The organism is Caldimonas hydrothermalis, from assembly GCF_056746695.1.
In genome coordinates, this window is sequence record NZ_JBWQXA010000008.1 from 23,386 (window position 1) to 39,431 (window position 16,046).

Below are 16,046 nucleotides of genomic sequence, written 5' to 3' on the forward strand. Positions count from 1 at the left end.
ACGGGGATCGACCCGATTGATCGGCCGCCCAATGCCACTCATCCTTGACCCCGAGCCATTGCGTTGCGAAGCCAGGTGGAGCTTGGATACGATGGTCCCCCGCGCCGCCTCGACCCGCCTGCCGTTCACCGTGATGCCGCAAGCCTGCCCTGCCGAACCAGCCACTGCGCACTGGCCTGCCTGCCTGGCGGCGACACAGGCAGCACGCGCAGCATACGGCCTGTGCCGCCGCTCTGACAAGCCGCGTATCGGGGCGGTCCTGTCGGTGTGGGCCGCGCTGATGCTCGGCAGTGCAGCCCAGACATCACTGGCAGAGCCGAAGGCTCAGCGGCCGACGGAGCTGGTGATCGCCACGGTCAACAATCAGCACATGTTGCAGCTGCAGCGGCTCAGCAGCCGTTTCGTGGCGGCCCATCCGGCAGTGCGTTTGCGCTGGGTGACTTTGGATGAGGACCAACTGCGACAGGCCGTCAGCCGCGATGTCATCAAAGGCGAAGGCCGGTTCGATGTGGTCACGCTGGGCAACTACGAGGCCCAATCCTGGGCCGGGCAGCCGTGGTTGTCACGCCTGCAGCCCTCGGTGTCCTATGACGAAGACGATATCTTGCCCAGCGTGCGCCGGTCGCTCAAGCAAGAGGGGGGCTGGATCGCGCTGCCGTTCTATGCGGAAAGCACCATGACCATGGTGCGGCGCGACTTGCTCGGCGCCGCTGGCTTGCCGTGGAACGATCGGCCGTCTTGGGAGGAGATCGGCCTGTGGGCGTCCCGTCTGCACCGGCCGGATCAGGGGATTTACGGCGTGTGCTTGCGCGGCAAACCCGGTTGGGGTCAGAACATGGCCTTGCTGACCACGATGGCGCATACCCATGGGGCACGCTGGTTCGATCTGCGATGGCAGCCCCAGTTGACGTCCGAGGCGTGGCAAACGGCTCTCACGCGCTACCAGGAGTTGCTCACGCTCTACGGCCCACCCGATGCCGTGGCCAATGGCTACAACGAGAACCTCTCACTGTTCGCTGCGGGGCGTTGCGCGTTGTGGGTGGATGCCACGGTGGCCGGCTACACGCTGGAAAACCCCGAGTTGTCACGTGTAGCCGGACGCGTGTCGTATGCGGCGGCGCCGGTGGGCCAACACATCGAAGGGTCTCAATGGCTGTGGATCTGGGCCTTGGCAGTGCCGGCGAGCAGCCGTCATCCGCAGCTGGCGCGTCAATTCGTCGAATGGGCGACATCGACGGACTATCAGCGACTGGCCGCGCGTGAGCTGGGCTGGTCGGCCGTGCCTGCCGGGGTGCGCCGGGGCTTGTACGAGCAACCGGGCTTCATCGCCCGCTTCCCGCATGCGCTGGTTGAAAAATCGGCGCTGGAAACGGCCGATCCGCGCAAGCCCAGCGTCCTGCCCGTGCCTTACGTGGGCATCCAGTGGGTGGGCATCCCCGAGTTCCAAGCGCTGGGAACGGCCGTGGGGTATTTGCTGTCGCAAACTTTGCCGCCACAGCGCCTGCCAGTGGCCGATCAGCTGGCCCGGGCGCAAACCCTCGTGCGCTCCCAAATGCAGCAATCCGGCTACCTGAAGCCGCCTTGAGCCCTCAGCCGCGCGTGAACTTGAACACCGCCACGCTGGCCAGCAGATTGGGCCGGCGCCGCACCACACGGCCGGCCTGGATGCCGAAGGCATCGAGCACCTGCAAGCCGTTCTTGCGCGCCAGCACCTCGAAGTCGGCATAGGTGCCCACGCGGATGTTGGGCGTGTCGTACCACTCGTAGGGCAGCACACGCGTGACCGGCATGCGGCCCAGAGCCACCTGCAGGCGGTTGGGCCAGTGCGCGAAGTTGGGAAAGCTCACGATGCCGATGCGGCCCACCCGGGCGGTCTCGCGCAGCATGGTCTCGGTGTTGCGGATGTGCTGCAGGCTGTCGAGCTGAAGCACCACGTCGAAGCTCTGGTCCTCGAACATCGCCAGCCCCTCCTCGAGGTTGAGCTGGATGACGTTCACGCCGCGCTGCACGCAGGCCAGCAGCTTGGCATCGTCGATCTCCACGCCATAGCCGGTGCAGCCCTTGCGGTCGCGCAGCAGCGCCAGCAGCTCGCCGGTGCCGCAGCCCAGGTCGAGCACGCGCGAGCCCGCGGGCACCAATTCGGCGATCAGCTCCAGGTCCTTCCTTTCGCTCATGCCGACACCTCCTTCGCGATGCGCTCGTAGTAGGCCCGCACCACGCCGTGGTAGCGCGCATCGTCGAGCAGGAAGGCGTCGTGCCCGTGAGGGGCGTCGATCTCCGCGTAGCTCACCTCGCGACGGTTGTCGACCAGGGCCTTGACGATCTCGCGCGAGCGCGCCGGCGAAAAGCGCCAGTCGGTGGTGAAGCTCACCACCAGGAACTTCGCCTGGGCCACGGCCATCGTGCGGGTGAGGTCGCCGCCGTGCTCGGCGGCGGGGTCGAAGTAGTCGAGCGCGCGAGTGATCAGCAAATAGGTGTTGGCGTCGAAGTACTCGCTGAACTTGTCGCCCTGGTAGCGCAGGTAGCTCTCGATCTGGAACTCGATCTCCTGGGTGCTGTAGCCCAGCTCGGCGGCGCGCAACTGGCGGCCGAACTTCTGCTCCATCACGTCGTCGCTGAGGTAGGTGATGTGGCCGATCATGCGGGCCACGCGCAGGCCGCGCTTGGGGACCACACCATGGCGCTGGTAGTGCCCGCCATGGAAGTCGGGGTCGGTGATGATGGCGCGGCGCGCCACTTCGTTGAAGGCGATGTTCTGCGCCGACAGGTTGGGCGCGGTGGCAATGGCGATGCAGTGGCGCACGCGCTGCGGGTAGCGCAGCGTCCAGGCCAGGGCCTGCATGCCGCCCAGGCTGCCGCCCATCACCGCGGCCAGTTGATCGATGCCCAGACGGTCGAGCAGCCGGGCCTGGGCATCGACCCAATCCTCCACCGTCACCACCGGGAAGTCGGCGCCATAGGGCTGGCCGGTCGCGGGGTTGGTGTGCATCGGTCCGGTGGAGCCGAAGCACGAGCCGGGGTTGTTCACGCCGATCACGAAGAAGCGGTCGGTGTCCAGCGGCTTGCCGGGGCCCACGAGGTTGTCCCACCAGCCTTCGCTGCGCTCCTGGCCTTCGTAGGTGCCGGCCACGTGGTGCGAGGCATTGAGCGCATGGCACACGAGCACGGCATTGCTCTTGCTGGCATTGAGCGTGCCGTAGGTCTCGTAGACGAGGGTGTAATCAGCCAGCTTCGCCCCGCTGCGCAGCGGCAGCGGCTCGGCAAAGTGCAGGGACTGCGGGACGACGTGTCCGATCGATCGTGAAGTCATGGGGCCCAAAACGACAAACCCGGCATCACGCTGAAGGTGAGGCCGGGTCGCCGTGCCCCCTTTAGCTGCATTTCTAAAGCGCCCGCAAGCCGGAACAAATCGGCGCTGTGCCTCAAAGTATAGCGGCAGCGGGCACGTCCACCGTCCAGTCCGCCTTGAAGCCTGCCTGCTCGCCCTTGTGCGCATAGCCCAGCGGGTTGGCCACCACGCGGCAGCGCCAGGGGCGGCCCTCGTGGATGCCTTCCACGGTGTAGTCCACCGGGCAGTGCAGATGGCCATGCATCCACAGCCGGGTGTGGGGCAGGAGCTCGTCCAGCGCGTTGCAAAAGCCCGCCGTGCCCGGCACCAGGCCATAGCGGGGGTCGGCGCTGCGCAGCGAAGGCGCAAAGTGCGTCACCGCCACCGTGGGGCCGTCGAACGGGGTGGCCAGAGCTTCGCGCAGCCAGCGCTGGCATGCGCGCCCGAGGTCGGCCAAGTCATCGGCCAGGCGGGGCCGGCCTTGGCGCAGGCTGGTGTGTTTGCGCAGGTAGAAGTTCGCGGCGCGGTGGGCCTTCTCGCGCTGCTGGCGCTGGCGGGTCACGTCGGCCCGCGGGTCCACCAGGGCTTCGAAGTCGGTCCACAGCGTGGTGCCCACGAAACGCACGCCGTCGATCACCACCGTCTCGCGTTCCAGCCAGGTCAGACCCAGGCGTTCGCAGGCGTCACGCAGCCGGGCGTGGGCATCGTCGTGTTCCAGGCCGTCGTATTCATGGTTGCCCGGCACGTAGAGCACGGTGCGCCACGGGCCGTGACGCGGCGAAAAGCGCCGCAGGCCGAAGTCGGGTTCGTCCAGGCGCGAGCCGGCCTGGTAGGAGCCGATGTCCCCCGCCAGCACGAGCAGGTCGGCGCCCGGCGCAGCCTGGGGCACGAAGCCCGGGTCGTTTTCGAGGTGAAGGTCAGACAGCAGTTGCAGGCGCATCACGCCAGTCTAGGGCCTGTGCCGTCCCTCGCGCACAATGCCGGTGTATGCCCCGGCTTGCCCGCACCTTCGGCCTCCTGCGCTCCCTTGCGATCTACCACGGCATTCCGTGGCGGGCGGCGCAGTTGCGGCGCTTCTATGCGCCCGTGGTGCCGGCTGGCGGGCTGGCCTTCGATGTGGGGGCGCATGCGGGCAACCGGGTGCGGGCCTTTCGGGCGCTGGGCGCGCGGGTGGTGGCGGTGGAGCCGCAGCCCGATTTCGTGGCGCTGCTGTCGCGCTGGTTCGCGCGCGATGCGGGCGTGACGGTGCTGCCGGTGGCCCTGGGGCGCGAGCCCGGTCAGGCGCAGTTGCTGGCCAGCGAGGCCACGCCCACCGTGAGCACGCTGTCGGCCGACTGGGCGCAGCGTGCGGGCGCCACCGCGTCCTTCCAGGGGGTGCGCTGGTCGCCGGGGCCGGTGGTGCCGGTGACCACGCTCGACGCCTTGATCGCGCAGCATGGCCGGCCCGACTTCATCAAGATCGACGTCGAAGGCTTCGAGCTGGAGGTGCTGAAGGGACTGAGCCAGCCGGTGCCGGCGCTGTCCTTCGAGTTCCTGGCCCCCGTGCGCGACCTGGCCCTGGGCTGCATCGACCGGCTGGAAGCACTGGGGCGCTATCGCTACCAATGGAGTGTGGGTGAGCAGTTGCGGCTGCAGCCCGAGACCGCGCTCGAAGCCGAGGCGATGCGGGCCTGGCTGCGCAGCCTAGGGGACGACGCGCCTTCGGGCGACATCCTCGCTCGGCTCGACGGGCAGGCCGGCGCTCAGGCGGGCGGCCCGAGCCTGTGAGCCGAGGGCTCCAGGCCCGGCACGAAGCCCGCCGCCTCGAAGCGCAGCAACAGGGCGGCATCGCGGCTGATGAGGTGCACCGGCACGTCCGAGGACGCATTCGGGCCGGTCACGCTGGCGATGGGCGGGTGGTCGCCCACGACGATCGTGAGCAGGTCGGCCGGTGCGTGGTTGCGCAGATCGCTTGCTGCAGGCAGGCCTCGGTGGGCCGCGTCCACGACACGGGCTCGGCCAGCGCGGCCTGCAGTTCGTGGTGGCGGTAGAACGTGGGTTGCCCCCGTCATTGGCGGCGCGCTTCGAACTCGATGATCAGCTCGATCTCGTCACCCACCCAGCCATTGGCCACGGCGTAGTTCATCCCGTAGGCGCTGCGCTTGAAGCTGCCGCGCGCCGACACCCCCATCACATAGGGCCGGCCCTGGCCGGGGATCTCGTAGGTGTTGCTCTTATTCCAGGTGGCCCGCAGCGTGAGCGGCTGGCGCTGGCCCAGCAGCTCGAGCTGGCCGGTGATCTCGTACTGGCGCTCGCCCACGCGTCTGGCGCTGTCGGCCGTGAAGACCATCGTCGGGTACTCCTTCACGTTGAGGAACTGCGCCCCCTTGAGGTGGTTGTCACGCGCGCGGTGGTTGGTGAAGACGCTTTCCGTGGCCACCTCGATGCGCACGTCGCTGAGCGTGCCGGTGGCTTCGTCGAAACGGTAGGAGCCCTTGGCCTCGCGGAACAGGCCCAGCACCTTGGCGTAGCCGATGTGGTCGACCAGGAAGCCGATGGACAGGTGTTCGGCGTCGAGCACGTAGCGGGGAGCCTGGGCCGCGGCGCCTCCGGTGAGGAACAGCAACGAGGCGGCCAGCATCCAGGCGCGCCGATGCAAGGAGGGGAGGGTCATGGTGCGTTCTCCAGGGGAAGGTGACGTCGCTGGGCCAGCCATCGCACATCGACGGCAAAGGAATACACCAGCAGGGCCAGGCCCGCGCCGGCGATGAGCGCGGCCGCGGCCGGGGCAATGATGGGGCCCAGGGCCGTGATCAGGGTGACGATTTGCACCACGCACACGGTCTTGCGGCGCATGCTCGGCGGCAGCGGGCGCGCAAGCCAGTGCCACACCCAGCTGGCGGCCACGAAGGCATAGCGCATCAAGCCGGCGGCCAGCACCCAGGGCCCGGCCTGGCCGAATTGCACGATCAGCAGGCACAGCACCAGCATCAGGGCCGCATCGGTTTCCATGTCGAAGCGCGCGCCAAACTCGCTGGCCAGGCCGCTGCGGCGCGCAAGCGGCCCATCGACGGCATCCAGCACGGCCCCTACCGTGGCCCACACGACGACGGCCCAGCCCAGCGCCTCGGCACCGGAGCTGCCGGCACGTGCCGCGCTTTCGCCCACCAGGGCCGCGAGCATCGCCAGCATGCCCAGCCGCAGCAGGCTCACCTGGTTGGCCGCGCCAAAGCGACGGTGCAGCTCGCCGTGGGCATTGCGGTGATGCCGCAGGCCGTGCAACAGCAATCCGGCCGCCATCCCGTACACGGCGATGGCCTTGCCTGCATAGCCCGCACCAAAGAGCGAAGGCCAGGCCGCGTGCAGGCCCCAGCCCGTCACCACCACCAGCGCCGCGCCCGCCAGCAGCGAGCGATGGGCGTCGCGCCGCAAGGCTTCGGCCCCCGCGCTTGCGGGTGCCGACGTCCCTGGTGTGCCTGTGTCCATCGTCTCCGACATAAGATGCTCGCGGCTATGCCTTCCCATCCTTCTTCAGCGCGCCTCCTCGACACCGCACCGGCCTGGGCCTGCTGGGTTGCCGAGCCGGGGCGGGCCGAATTGCGGCCCGAACCCGTTCGAGCGCCCGGCGCCGCCGAGGTTCAGGTGCGCGCCGTGCACAGCGGCATCAGCCGCGGCACCGAAACCCTGGTCTTCCGCGGCGAAGTGCCGGCCTCCGAGCACGATCGCATGCGCGCACCCTTCCAGGCCGGCGACTTCCCGGCGCCGCTCAAGTATGGCTATGCCAGTGTCGGTGTGGTGGAGGCCGGTGCGCAAGCCCTGATCGGCCGCACGGTGTTCTGCCTGTACCCGCACCAGAGCCGCTACGTGGTGCCGGCGCAGGCCGTGCTGCCCTTGCCCGAAGGCCTGCCGCCGGCGCGCGCCGTGCTGGCCGCCAACATGGAAACCGCGCTGAACGCGCTGTGGGACGCGCCCGCGCCGCCCGGCGGGCGCATCAGCGTGGTGGGCGGCGGGGTGGTGGGCCTGCTGGTGGCCTGGCTGGCTGCGCGCACGCCCGGCTGCGAGGTGGAGCTGGTGGACATCGACCCGGCCCGCGCCAGCGTGGCCGCCCACCTGGGCCTGGGCTTTGCTTCGCCCGAGACCGCCCGCGGCGACGCCGACCTGGTGGTGCATGCCAGCGGCCAGCCGGCCGGCCTGCGCACCGCCCTGGCCCTGGCTGGCTTCGAGGCCACCGTGTTGGAACTGAGCTGGTACGGCACGCGCGCGGTGGAACTTCCGCTCGGCCAGGCTTTCCATGCGCAACGGCTGGTGCTGCGCAGCTCGCAGGTGGGCCAGGTGGCTGCGCCCATGCGCGCACGCTGGACCCACCGGCGGCGCCTGGAGCGTGCGCTGGCGCTGCTGGCCGACGACCGCCTGGATGCGCTGATCACCCACCACGCCCCCTTCACGCAATTGCCCGAGGTGCTGAAGCAGCTCGCGCACGATGCCCGCGGTGTGCTGTGCCACCGCATCGATTACGACTGACCCACGAAAGCCTGCTTGTCCATGTACAGCGTCAACGTCCGCGATCACTTCATGATCGCCCACAGCTTCCAGGGTGCCGTCTTCGGCCCCGCGCAGCGCCTGCATGGCGCCACTTATGTCGTCGATCTGGAACTGCGCCGTCCCGAGCTCGATGCGGATGGCGTGGTGGTGGACATCGGCCGCGCCACCACGGTGCTGCGCGAGATCCTGTCTGAGCTCAACTTCCGCAACCTCGACGAGGAGAGCGCCTTCCGAGGGCGCAACACCACCACCGAGTTCCTTGCCCGCGTGGTCTTCGACCGCGTGGCCGAACGCATCGCCCGGGGTGAACTGGGGGCCCATGCCCTGGGCCTCACCCACGCCAAGGTGACACTGCACGAGTCCCACGTGGCCTGGGCCGCCTACGAGGCCGCACTGCCCCTGCCCCGCACCGCGCTGCAGGCCTGATCGTGCCCGGCTGCACCTTGCTCATCCCCGGTGATCTCGACACGCCCACCGGCGGCTACCGCTACGACCGCGCCCTCGTGCGCGGCCTGCGGCAAGCCGGCTGGCGCGTGGACGTGCTGAGCCTGCCGGGCCACTACCCGTGGCCCACCGAAGCCGCCGAACGGGAGGCGACGCGGGCCGTGGCCGCGCTGCCCGACGGTGAATGCGTGCTGGCCGACGGCCTGGCCTTCGGTGCGCTGCCCGCACTGGCGGCCGAGCATGCCCTGCGCCTGCGCTGGGTGGCGATCGTCCACCACCCGCTCGCGCTGGAGACCGGTCTGTGGCCCGAGCATCAGGCCGTGCTGCGCGACAGCGAAGCCCGTGCGCTGTCGCACGCCCGGCGCATCGTCGTGACCAGCCCCACCACGGCGCGCACCCTCACCGCCCCTGGCCGCCAGGGCTGGGGCGTGACCCCGGGGCGCGTGGAGGTGATCGAACCCGGTGTCGCTCCCGCCGCCGTGGCCACCGGCTCCCTGGCGCAAGGCGGTGTGCCGCGGTTGCTGTGTGTGGGCAGCCTGAGCGTGCGCAAAGGCCAGGCCGAGCTCATCGACGCCCTGGCCGGTCTGACCGACCTGCCTTGGGAGCTGGTGTGCGCCGGCAGCACCACCCGGGACCCTGAAGCCACCCAGGCCGTGCGCTCGGCCCTCGAGCGCCACCGGCTGACCGGCCGCGTGCACCTGGCCGGTGTGGTCGAGGACGAGGCGCTGGATGCGCTGTACGCCGGGGCCGATCTGTTCGTGCTGCCCTCGTGGTACGAAGGCTACGGCATGGTCTACACCGAGGCCCTGGCCCGCGGCCTGCCGGTGGTGTGCACCAGCGGTGGCGCCAGCCCCGAGACCGTACCCGAGCCGGCCCGCCTGATGGTGCCGCCCGGCGACGTGCGCGCTCTGCGGGAGGCCCTGCACCGCTGGCTCACCAGCCCCCGGCTGCGCGCCAAGCTCGCGGCAGGGGCGCTGCAGGCGCGCGACCGCCTGCCTCGCTGGGAGCAGGCGGTCGAACGGATGGCCCGGCTGCTGCTCGAGGTGGGTGTGCGGCCATGAGCGGGTTCTCGGCCGACTGGCTGGCCCTGCGCGAGCCCTGGGACCACGCCGCCCGCCAAGCCGCGGCGCACCGTCTCGACGCCGCCGCGCTGGCCGGTGGCCTGCGCCCTGCCGGCGGCCCCCTGGGCGTGCTCGACCTCGCCTGCGGCACAGGCGCCAACCTGCGCGAGCTCGCGCCGCAATTCGGCGGCGAACAACACTGGACCCTCGTCGACCACGACCCGGCGCTGCTCGACGCCCTGCCCGTGACGCTGCAGCAGTGGGCGCAGCTGCAAGGCCATGCCAGTCATGTCGACGCTGGCGGGCGCAGTGGAACGCTGCGCTGCGCGCAAGGCCTCTGGCAGGTGCGCTGGCAGGCCCGGCGCCTGGACCTCGCCACCGAACTCGACCGCCTGCCGTGGCAGGGCGTGCAGCTCCTCACCGCCTCGGCGCTGATCGATCTCGTCTCCGAGGCCTGGCTGCAGCGGCTGGTGGCGGCCAGCCGCGCTCATGGCGCCGCGTTGTGGATGGCCCTGGGTGTCGACGGCCGCGACCGCTGGGCCCCGGACGACCCGGATGACCCCGTGGTGGAGGCCGCCTTTCGTGCCCACCAAGGCCGCGACAAGGGCTTCGGCCTGGCCCTGGGCCCACGGGCCCCGCAGGTGCTGGCCCAAAGGCTGGCCGATGCCGGCTATCGCGTGACCACCACGGCGTCGGACTGGCGGCTCGACGGCCCCGCCGCCACGGCCCTGCGTCGGGCCCTGATCGAGGGCATCCGCGCGGCGGCCTGCGAACAGCAGCCCGCCCAGGCCGCCACCTTCCGCGCCTGGGCGGCGCGGCGGCAGGCGCAGGCGGGCAGGCTGTCGCTGCACATCGGTCACACCGAGGTGGTGGGCTGGCGCTGAGGCGGCTCAGCGCGGCAGTGGCCGGGTGCGCTCGGTCAGCCAGTCCGCGGCTGCGCCATGCACCAGCGGGCCCACGCGTTCGAGCACCATGGCGTGGTAGGCATCGAGCCAGGTGCGCTCATCCTCGTGCAGCAGCGAGGGCTCGATGCAGCGCGTGTCGATCGGGCACAGCGTGAGCGTCTCGAAGGCCAGCCACTGACCGAACTCGGTGCGGCCGGCCTCGACGTTCATCGCCAGGTTCTCGATGCGGATGCCCCATTGGCCGTGGCGGTACAGCCCGGGCTCGATCGAGGTGATCATGCCCGGCTCCATCGCGGTGTGCGCCTCGGCTGGTGCATGCACGCTGAGCACCTGGGGGCCTTCGTGCACGTTGAGGAAGTACCCCACGCCATGCCCGGTGCCGTGGCCGTAGTCGAGCCCCTCGGCCCACAGCGGCGCGCGTGCGATGGCGTCGAGCAGCGGCGAGCGGATGCCGCGAGGGAAGCGCGCACGCGACAGGGCCATCATCGCCCGCAGCACCAGCGTGAAGTCGCGCCGCTGGGCCGCCGTGGGCGTGCCCACCGGCACCACACGGGTGATGTCGGTCGTGCCGCCCAGGTACTGGCCGCCCGAGTCGATCAGCAGCAATCCCGTGCCCTCGATCACGGCGTGGGACTGCGGCGTGGCGCGGTAGTGCGGCATCGCGCCGTTGGCGTTGAAGCCGGCAATCGTGGCAAAGCTCGGGCTGACGAAGCCCTCGCGCCGCGCGCGCGCCTCGGTGAGCCGCTCGTCGATGTCGAGCTCGGTCAGGCGTTCGCCGCGCGCCAGGGCCTGCTCGAACCACGCGAAGAACTCGGCCAGTGCGGCACCGTCCTGCGCCATCGTGGCGCGGATGAAGTCGGCCTCCGCCGGGGTCTTGCGCGACTTGGCCAGTGTGGTGGGGTTGGTGGCCTCGATCACGCGCACCGTGGCGGGCAGGGCTTCGCGCAGGGCCAGCGTGATGCGCCGGGGGTCGATCAAGACGGTGGTGCCGGCCGGCAGCGCCGCCAGTGCGGAGGGGGCCTCCTCATAGGGGGCCAGGCGCACCCCGTCGGCCTCGAGCGTGCGGCGCAGGGACTCGTCAACCTTGGGCAGGTCCAGGAACAGCGTGGCCGCCTCCAGCCCCACCAGGGCATGGGCGACGAACACCGGGTTGTACGACACGTCCGCGCCGCGCAGGTTGAAGAGATAGGCAATGTCGTCCAGCGTGGACAGCACATGCCATTGCGCCTCCTGGGCCCGCAGGCTGCGGCGCAGCGCGGCGAGTTTGTCGCCGCGTCCCAGCGGGGCCTGGGGCGCACGGTGCTCGTAGACCGGGGGGGTGGGCCGGGCGGGCCGGTCCGGCCAGATGCGTCCGGGCAGGTCCAGGTCGGTGCGCACGCGGATGCCGCGGGGCTCCAGGGCCGCGCGCAACGCGCGTGAGGCGGCCAGTGCGAGGATCTCGCCGTCCACGGCCAGGGTCTGGCCTGCGCGCAGGTGGGTGGCCAGCCAGTCGATGTACTGGGTGCTCGCGCCGCTGGAGAGTTTCATCAACACGATGCCGGTGCCGGCGAGCTGGGCCTCGGCCTGGACCCAATAGCGGCTGTCGGCCCACAGCCCGGCGTGGTCGCGTGTGACCACCAGCGTGCCCATCGACCCGGTGAAACCGCTCAGCCACTCGCGGGCCTTCCAGCGTTCGGGCAGGTATTCCGAAAGGTGGGGGTCGCTCGACGGCACCAGCACGGCGTCCACACCGTGCTGGTCGAGGGCGTCGCGCAGCCGGGCGATGCGCTCACGCACGGCGGCCTGGGGCGGGGCGAGGGTGTCCATGACAGGGCCTTTCAGTCGACGCTGCCGATTCTAGGGAGTCGCATCGCGCCGCCGCCCGGGCTCAGGGCTGCTGCTGCAGCGCGCGGATGCGCTCCTCGATGGGCGGATGGCTCGACAGCAGGGCCATGAAGCCCGTCGGTCGCGAGCTGATGCCCATGGTCTGCAGTTGCTTGGGCATCTCGCCCGGGTCGAGCCCGCCCAGGCGGGCCAGCGCGTTGATCATGGGCTGCTTGCGGCCCATCAGTTGTGCGGCACCGGCGTCGGCGCGGAACTCGCGCTGGCGCGAGAACCAGGCCACGATCACCGCCGCCAGGATGCCCAGCAGGAGGTCCATCACGATGGTGGTGGCGTAATAGCCGATGCCCGGGTGGTCACTGTTGTTGCGCAGCACCACGCGGTCGACGACGTAGCCCACCACGCGCGAGATGAAAACGACGAAGGTGTTCATCACACCCTGGATGAGCGTCATCGTCACCATGTCGCCGTTGGCAATGTGGGCCACCTCGTGGCCGATCACGGCCTCCACCTCCTCGCGGGTCATGCTGTGCAGCAGACCGGTGGAGACGGCCACCAGGGCCGAGTTCTTGAACGCGCCGGTGGCGAAGGCGTTGGGCGGGCCTTCATAGATCGCCACTTCGGGCATGCCGATGCCGGCTCGCTGCGCGAACTGGCGCACGGTGTGGACGAGCCATTGGTGGGTGGGGTCGGGCGAGTCGTTGATCACCTGCGCGCCGGTGCTGAACTTCGCCACCGGCTTGCTGATGAGCAGCGAGATGAGCGCGCCGCCGAAGCCCATCAGCGCCGCAAAGCCGAGCAGGGCGCCCAGATCCAGGCCCTGGGCGCTCAGGAAGCGGTTCAGGCCCAGCACGTTGGCCGCGATGCCCAGCACGACGATCACGGCCAGGTTGGTCATCACGAACAGCAGGATGCGTTTCATCGGGGTCCTTCCTTCGAACGGGAATCAGGTGGCATCGGCATGGCCTCCATGATGCACCGGGATCGGGCTTCCCGGGGGGGCCTGGCCTACCAGCCCCAGAGCAGGTGGCGGGCCACCCAGCCCGTCACGCCGCCGTCCTCCTGGCGCACGCGCACCCAGGACGGACGCTTTTCCAGCGTGCGCAGCACCTCGCCGTACCCGGCCTGGCCGACGATGCGGCTGCGCGTGGAAGGTGCGCTGCGGATGTTGACGGTCCCCACCTTCACCACATGATGCGGCGTGCGGCTGGTCAGCGCTTGGTAGACCCAGGCCTCGTCATTCTCGAAGTCACGCACCTTGAGCCAGGAGCCCTGGCGGCCGGTGACTTGCAGGGGATAGCCGTGGCGGACGACCCACAGTGCTTCATGCTGGGTGCCGGCGCCGGCGCGCAGGTTCACCTCGGGCCGGTTGATGCTGACCATGGTCTGGGCCGCTACGGGCACGGCGAAAGCGGCCGCAGCCAGCCAGGCAAGCAGGGACGAGAGTCGGATCATCTCGGCAGGCTCCTTGTGGTGGGGATGACCCGCCATAGTGCCGTTTTTGCGTCCGAGGTTCCCTTCGACGGTCTGGCTCAGGCGTTGACCATTCCGAAAATCATGAAATACAGCATGGCCGCCAGCAGCGCCGAGGCGGGCACGGTGATCACCCAGGCCGCGGCGATCTTCACCAGCTCGGAACGTTTGACCAGCTCTTCGCGATAGACCTTGCGCAGCGTCTTGCGCTCGAACTTGGTCAGCTCGGTGCCGATCGTGCGGCGCTTGAGCTGCGCGAGCATGTCGCGTTTCTTCTCGACGCTGGCGCGCGAGAACTCCTCGAGGTAGCGCTCGAGCACGCCGTCCGGGGCATCCGCGTGCTGGCTGCGGATGAACTCCAGGGCATGGGCCTGGCGCCGCTGCAGGTGCTCACGCAGGAAGCCCACGCCGAACACCGCTCCCACGGCGATGTGGGTGGAGCTCACCGGCAGGCCCAGTTGCGAGGCCACGATCACGGTCAGGGCTGCCGACATCGCGATGCAGAAGGCCCGGATCTGGTCGAGCTCGGTGATCTCGCTGCCCACCTTGCGGATCAGCTTGGGGCCGTAGAGCAGCAGGCCCAGCGAGATGCCTGCCGCGCCGACGATCATCACCCACAGCGGGATGCTGGCCTGCCCGGAGACTGCGCCGGTGCGCACCGCTTCGGCGATGGCCGCCAGCGGGCCGACGGCGTTGGCCACGTCATTGGCGCCATGGGCGAAGCTCAGCAGGGCCGCGCCGCAGATCAGCGGCAGGGTGAACAGCGAGTTGATGCCCTCGCGGGTGTTGGGCAGCATTGTGGCGCGCACCTGCACCCACTGCCGCACCAGGCCCCAGGCGGCCAGGCCCAGGCCGGCACCGATCGCCAGGGCCAGCGGGAAATCCACCTTCCACACGCGACTGAGGCCCTTGAGCATCAGGTAGGACGAGAAGGCCCAGGTCATGAGGCCGATCAGCACCGGCACGGTGCGCCGCGCTGCGCCGACCATGTCGTCACGAAAGACGATGCTGTGCTTGATCCAGTAAAGGAAGGCGGCGGCGATCAGCCCGCCCAGCACCGGCGAGATGACCCAGCTCGCGGCGATCTCGCCCAGCTGGGCCCAGTTGGCCGCCTTCACGCCGCCGGCGGCCACCCCGGCCCCCAGCACCGCGCCGATGACGGAATGCGTGGTGGACACCGGCGCGCCCACGGCCGTGGCCACGTTCAGCCAGATCGCGCCGGCCAGCAGCGAGGCCGTCATCAGCCACAGGAAGCGGTCGGTGCCCCCGATGGCCTCGGGGCGGATGATGCCCTTCTGGATCGTGTTGACCACGTCGCCGCCGGCGATCAGCGCGCCGGCGGCTTCGAAGACGGCGGCGATGAGGAGCGCGCCCACCATCGAGATGGCGCGCGAGCCCACGGCCGGGCCGACGTTGTTGGCCACGTCGTTGGCGCCGATGTTCATCGCCATGTAGCCGCCGATCACGCTGGCGGCCACCAGCAAGGTGGCATGGGGGCCGCTCACCCCCAGAGACAGGCTGGTGTAGAGCAAGATGCCCACAGCAAAGAGCAGGCCTACCCCCAGCCGGAAGGAGTCGTTGCGGCCACGGCGGGTGGCCTTCTCGATCTTGGCGATGTTCTTGAATTCCATGTCGCAGGGCCCGGCAGACGGGCAGATGACGCCACGATGACGGTTTCGTGACAGGCGCGATTCTCGCTGAAGCACCAGGCTCCCCCTGCCGTTCGGGGCAGAGGGGCCCGGGGCCGGGCGGCCACCGGCCCCCCCACGGCGGCGGCGCAGGCGCGTACCATCACGGCTTTTCACCGGGCCTCGTTTCGCTGTGCAGTCCGGCATGGCCGGGGACCGGCCCGCCACGCCATGACCGAACCCATCCCGAAGAAAAAGAGCGAGCGCACGCTCAGCGCCATCGTCAACACTGCGCTGGAGCTGGCGATCACCCAGGGGCTGTCCAGCATGTCGCTGGGCGAGGTGGCCAAGCGCCTGGGCATCAGCAAGAGCGGGGTGTTCGTGCGTACCGGCTCGGTGGAGAACCTGCAGGACCTGGTGCTGGCACGCTACGAGCAGCTCTTTGCCGAGCACGTCTTCCTGCCGGCGTTGCAGGCCCCGCGCGGCCTGCCCCGGCTGGACCGCATCATGGAGCTGTGGATTGGCCGCGGCGTGGGCCGCCGGTCCATGGCCGGCTCGCTGCATGCGGTGGCGGCTTTCGACCTGCACCCGATGGAGTCGCCGCTGCGCAAAAAGGTGCGCGCCGGGGTGGCGCGCTGGCGCAAGACCCTGGCGCGCACGGTCTTGCAGGCCATCGAGGAGGGGCATCTGCGCCCCGAGACCGAGCCGGCCCAACTCGTGTGGGAGATGAACACGCTGATGCTTGGCTACTTCCACGACCTGCATTTCCTGCGCGAGCGCAAGGCCGCCGAGCGCACCTGGGACGCCTACCAACGACTGATTTCGACGTACAAGTGCCAGTGAAACCGCGCACTTAGGGAATGTG

17 protein-coding genes and 1 riboswitch are annotated in these 16,046 nt (G+C 70.0%); of the genes, 7 read left to right on the plus strand and 10 right to left on the minus strand.

Going from position 1 to position 16,046, the window contains the following annotated elements; genetic code table 11:
* Positions 1–16: 16 nt before the first annotated feature.
* Positions 17–1,585, plus strand: coding sequence for an ABC transporter substrate-binding protein (locus tag AC1ECW_RS11135; protein WP_481201845.1), 1,569 nt, complete (start codon positions 17–19; stop codon positions 1,583–1,585).
* A 4-nt stretch (positions 1,586–1,589) separates the two neighbouring features.
* Here the strand turns inward: AC1ECW_RS11135 and metW are convergent, their stop codons facing one another.
* From metW to AC1ECW_RS11150, 3 genes are all read right to left on the minus strand, one after another.
* Complete coding sequence (metW, locus tag AC1ECW_RS11140) at positions 1,590–2,174, minus strand: methionine biosynthesis protein MetW (protein WP_409707478.1); 585 nt, start codon at positions 2,172–2,174, stop codon at positions 1,590–1,592.
* On the minus strand, positions 2,171–3,310 hold the full coding sequence (gene metX, locus AC1ECW_RS11145) for a homoserine O-succinyltransferase MetX (protein WP_409707481.1): 1,140 nt from the start codon (positions 3,308–3,310) through the stop codon (positions 2,171–2,173). The genes metW and metX overlap by 4 nt, the downstream gene beginning before the upstream one ends.
* Before the next feature lie 40 nt (positions 3,311–3,350).
* Positions 3,351–3,426, minus strand: a riboswitch (SAM riboswitch).
* The gene (locus tag AC1ECW_RS11150) at positions 3,423–4,268 is read right to left on the minus strand and encodes a metallophosphoesterase (RefSeq protein ID WP_481201846.1); all 846 of its coding nucleotides are present in this window, start codon (positions 4,266–4,268) and stop codon (positions 3,423–3,425) included. It overlaps the preceding riboswitch by 4 nt.
* Positions 4,269–4,315: 47 nt before the next feature.
* Here AC1ECW_RS11150 and AC1ECW_RS11155 point away from each other — a divergent pair, with 47 nt between their 5' ends.
* A complete protein-coding gene (locus AC1ECW_RS11155; protein ID WP_481201847.1) occupies positions 4,316–5,095 on the plus strand; it encodes an FkbM family methyltransferase in 780 nt (259 codons plus the stop codon).
* Here the strand turns inward: AC1ECW_RS11155 and AC1ECW_RS11160 are convergent.
* The 3 genes from AC1ECW_RS11160 to AC1ECW_RS11170 form a co-directional block, all read right to left on the minus strand.
* Positions 5,071–5,313, minus strand: a complete 243-nt coding sequence (locus AC1ECW_RS11160; RefSeq protein ID WP_409707825.1) for a hypothetical protein — start codon at positions 5,311–5,313, stop codon at positions 5,071–5,073. The genes AC1ECW_RS11155 and AC1ECW_RS11160 overlap by 25 nt on opposite strands.
* Positions 5,314–5,375: 62 nt before the next feature.
* Entirely contained in the window at positions 5,376–5,981 is a 606-nt protein-coding gene (locus tag AC1ECW_RS11165; protein WP_409707822.1) for a YceI family protein, read from the minus strand.
* On the minus strand, positions 5,978–6,793 hold the full coding sequence (locus AC1ECW_RS11170) for a CDP-alcohol phosphatidyltransferase family protein (RefSeq protein ID WP_409707819.1): 816 nt from the start codon (positions 6,791–6,793) through the stop codon (positions 5,978–5,980). Before AC1ECW_RS11170 ends, AC1ECW_RS11165 begins: the two co-directional genes overlap by 4 nt.
* Positions 6,794–6,820: 27 nt before the next feature.
* Here AC1ECW_RS11170 and AC1ECW_RS11175 point away from each other — a divergent pair, with 27 nt between their 5' ends.
* From AC1ECW_RS11175 to AC1ECW_RS11190, 4 genes are read left to right on the plus strand one after another with little or no spacing between them, the layout of a single operon-like run.
* Positions 6,821–7,828, plus strand: coding sequence for a zinc-dependent alcohol dehydrogenase (locus tag AC1ECW_RS11175; RefSeq protein WP_409707816.1), 1,008 nt, complete (start codon positions 6,821–6,823; stop codon positions 7,826–7,828).
* A 21-nt stretch (positions 7,829–7,849) separates the two neighbouring features.
* Positions 7,850–8,275: a 6-pyruvoyl trahydropterin synthase family protein gene (locus AC1ECW_RS11180; protein WP_409707813.1), complete on the plus strand. Its 426-nt coding sequence runs from the start codon at positions 7,850–7,852 to the stop codon at positions 8,273–8,275.
* Positions 8,276–8,277: 2 nt separating this feature from the next.
* Complete coding sequence (locus AC1ECW_RS11185) at positions 8,278–9,354, plus strand: glycosyltransferase family 4 protein (RefSeq protein WP_481201848.1); 1,077 nt, start codon at positions 8,278–8,280, stop codon at positions 9,352–9,354.
* On the plus strand, positions 9,351–10,238 hold the full coding sequence (locus tag AC1ECW_RS11190) for a class I SAM-dependent methyltransferase (RefSeq protein ID WP_481201849.1): 888 nt from the start codon (positions 9,351–9,353) through the stop codon (positions 10,236–10,238). The genes AC1ECW_RS11185 and AC1ECW_RS11190 overlap by 4 nt, the downstream gene beginning before the upstream one ends.
* Positions 10,239–10,244: 6 nt before the next feature.
* On the opposite strand, the gene AC1ECW_RS11195 is transcribed toward AC1ECW_RS11190, so the two are convergent.
* The 4 genes from AC1ECW_RS11195 to AC1ECW_RS11210 all read right to left on the minus strand — a co-directional run bounded on the left by AC1ECW_RS11195 (position 10,245) and on the right by AC1ECW_RS11210 (position 15,184).
* Positions 10,245–12,065 (minus strand): aminopeptidase P family protein, encoded by a 1,821-nt coding sequence (locus AC1ECW_RS11195; RefSeq protein ID WP_481201850.1) that lies wholly within the window; start codon positions 12,063–12,065, stop codon positions 10,245–10,247.
* Positions 12,066–12,126: 61 nt separating this feature from the next.
* A complete protein-coding gene (gene htpX, locus AC1ECW_RS11200) occupies positions 12,127–13,002 on the minus strand; it encodes a protease HtpX (protein WP_409707801.1) in 876 nt (291 codons plus the stop codon).
* An 86-nt stretch (positions 13,003–13,088) separates the two neighbouring features.
* Entirely contained in the window at positions 13,089–13,535 is a 447-nt protein-coding gene (locus AC1ECW_RS11205; RefSeq protein WP_409707798.1) for an SH3 domain-containing protein, read from the minus strand.
* Positions 13,536–13,612: 77 nt separating this feature from the next.
* Positions 13,613–15,184: an inorganic phosphate transporter gene (locus AC1ECW_RS11210; protein WP_481201851.1), complete on the minus strand. Its 1,572-nt coding sequence runs from the start codon at positions 15,182–15,184 to the stop codon at positions 13,613–13,615.
* 228 nt (positions 15,185–15,412) lie between these two features.
* On the opposite strand from AC1ECW_RS11210, the gene AC1ECW_RS11215 reads away from it, so the two are divergent.
* Entirely contained in the window at positions 15,413–16,024 is a 612-nt protein-coding gene (locus AC1ECW_RS11215; RefSeq protein WP_409710259.1) for a TetR/AcrR family transcriptional regulator, read from the plus strand.
* Positions 16,025–16,046 lie beyond the last annotated feature (22 nt).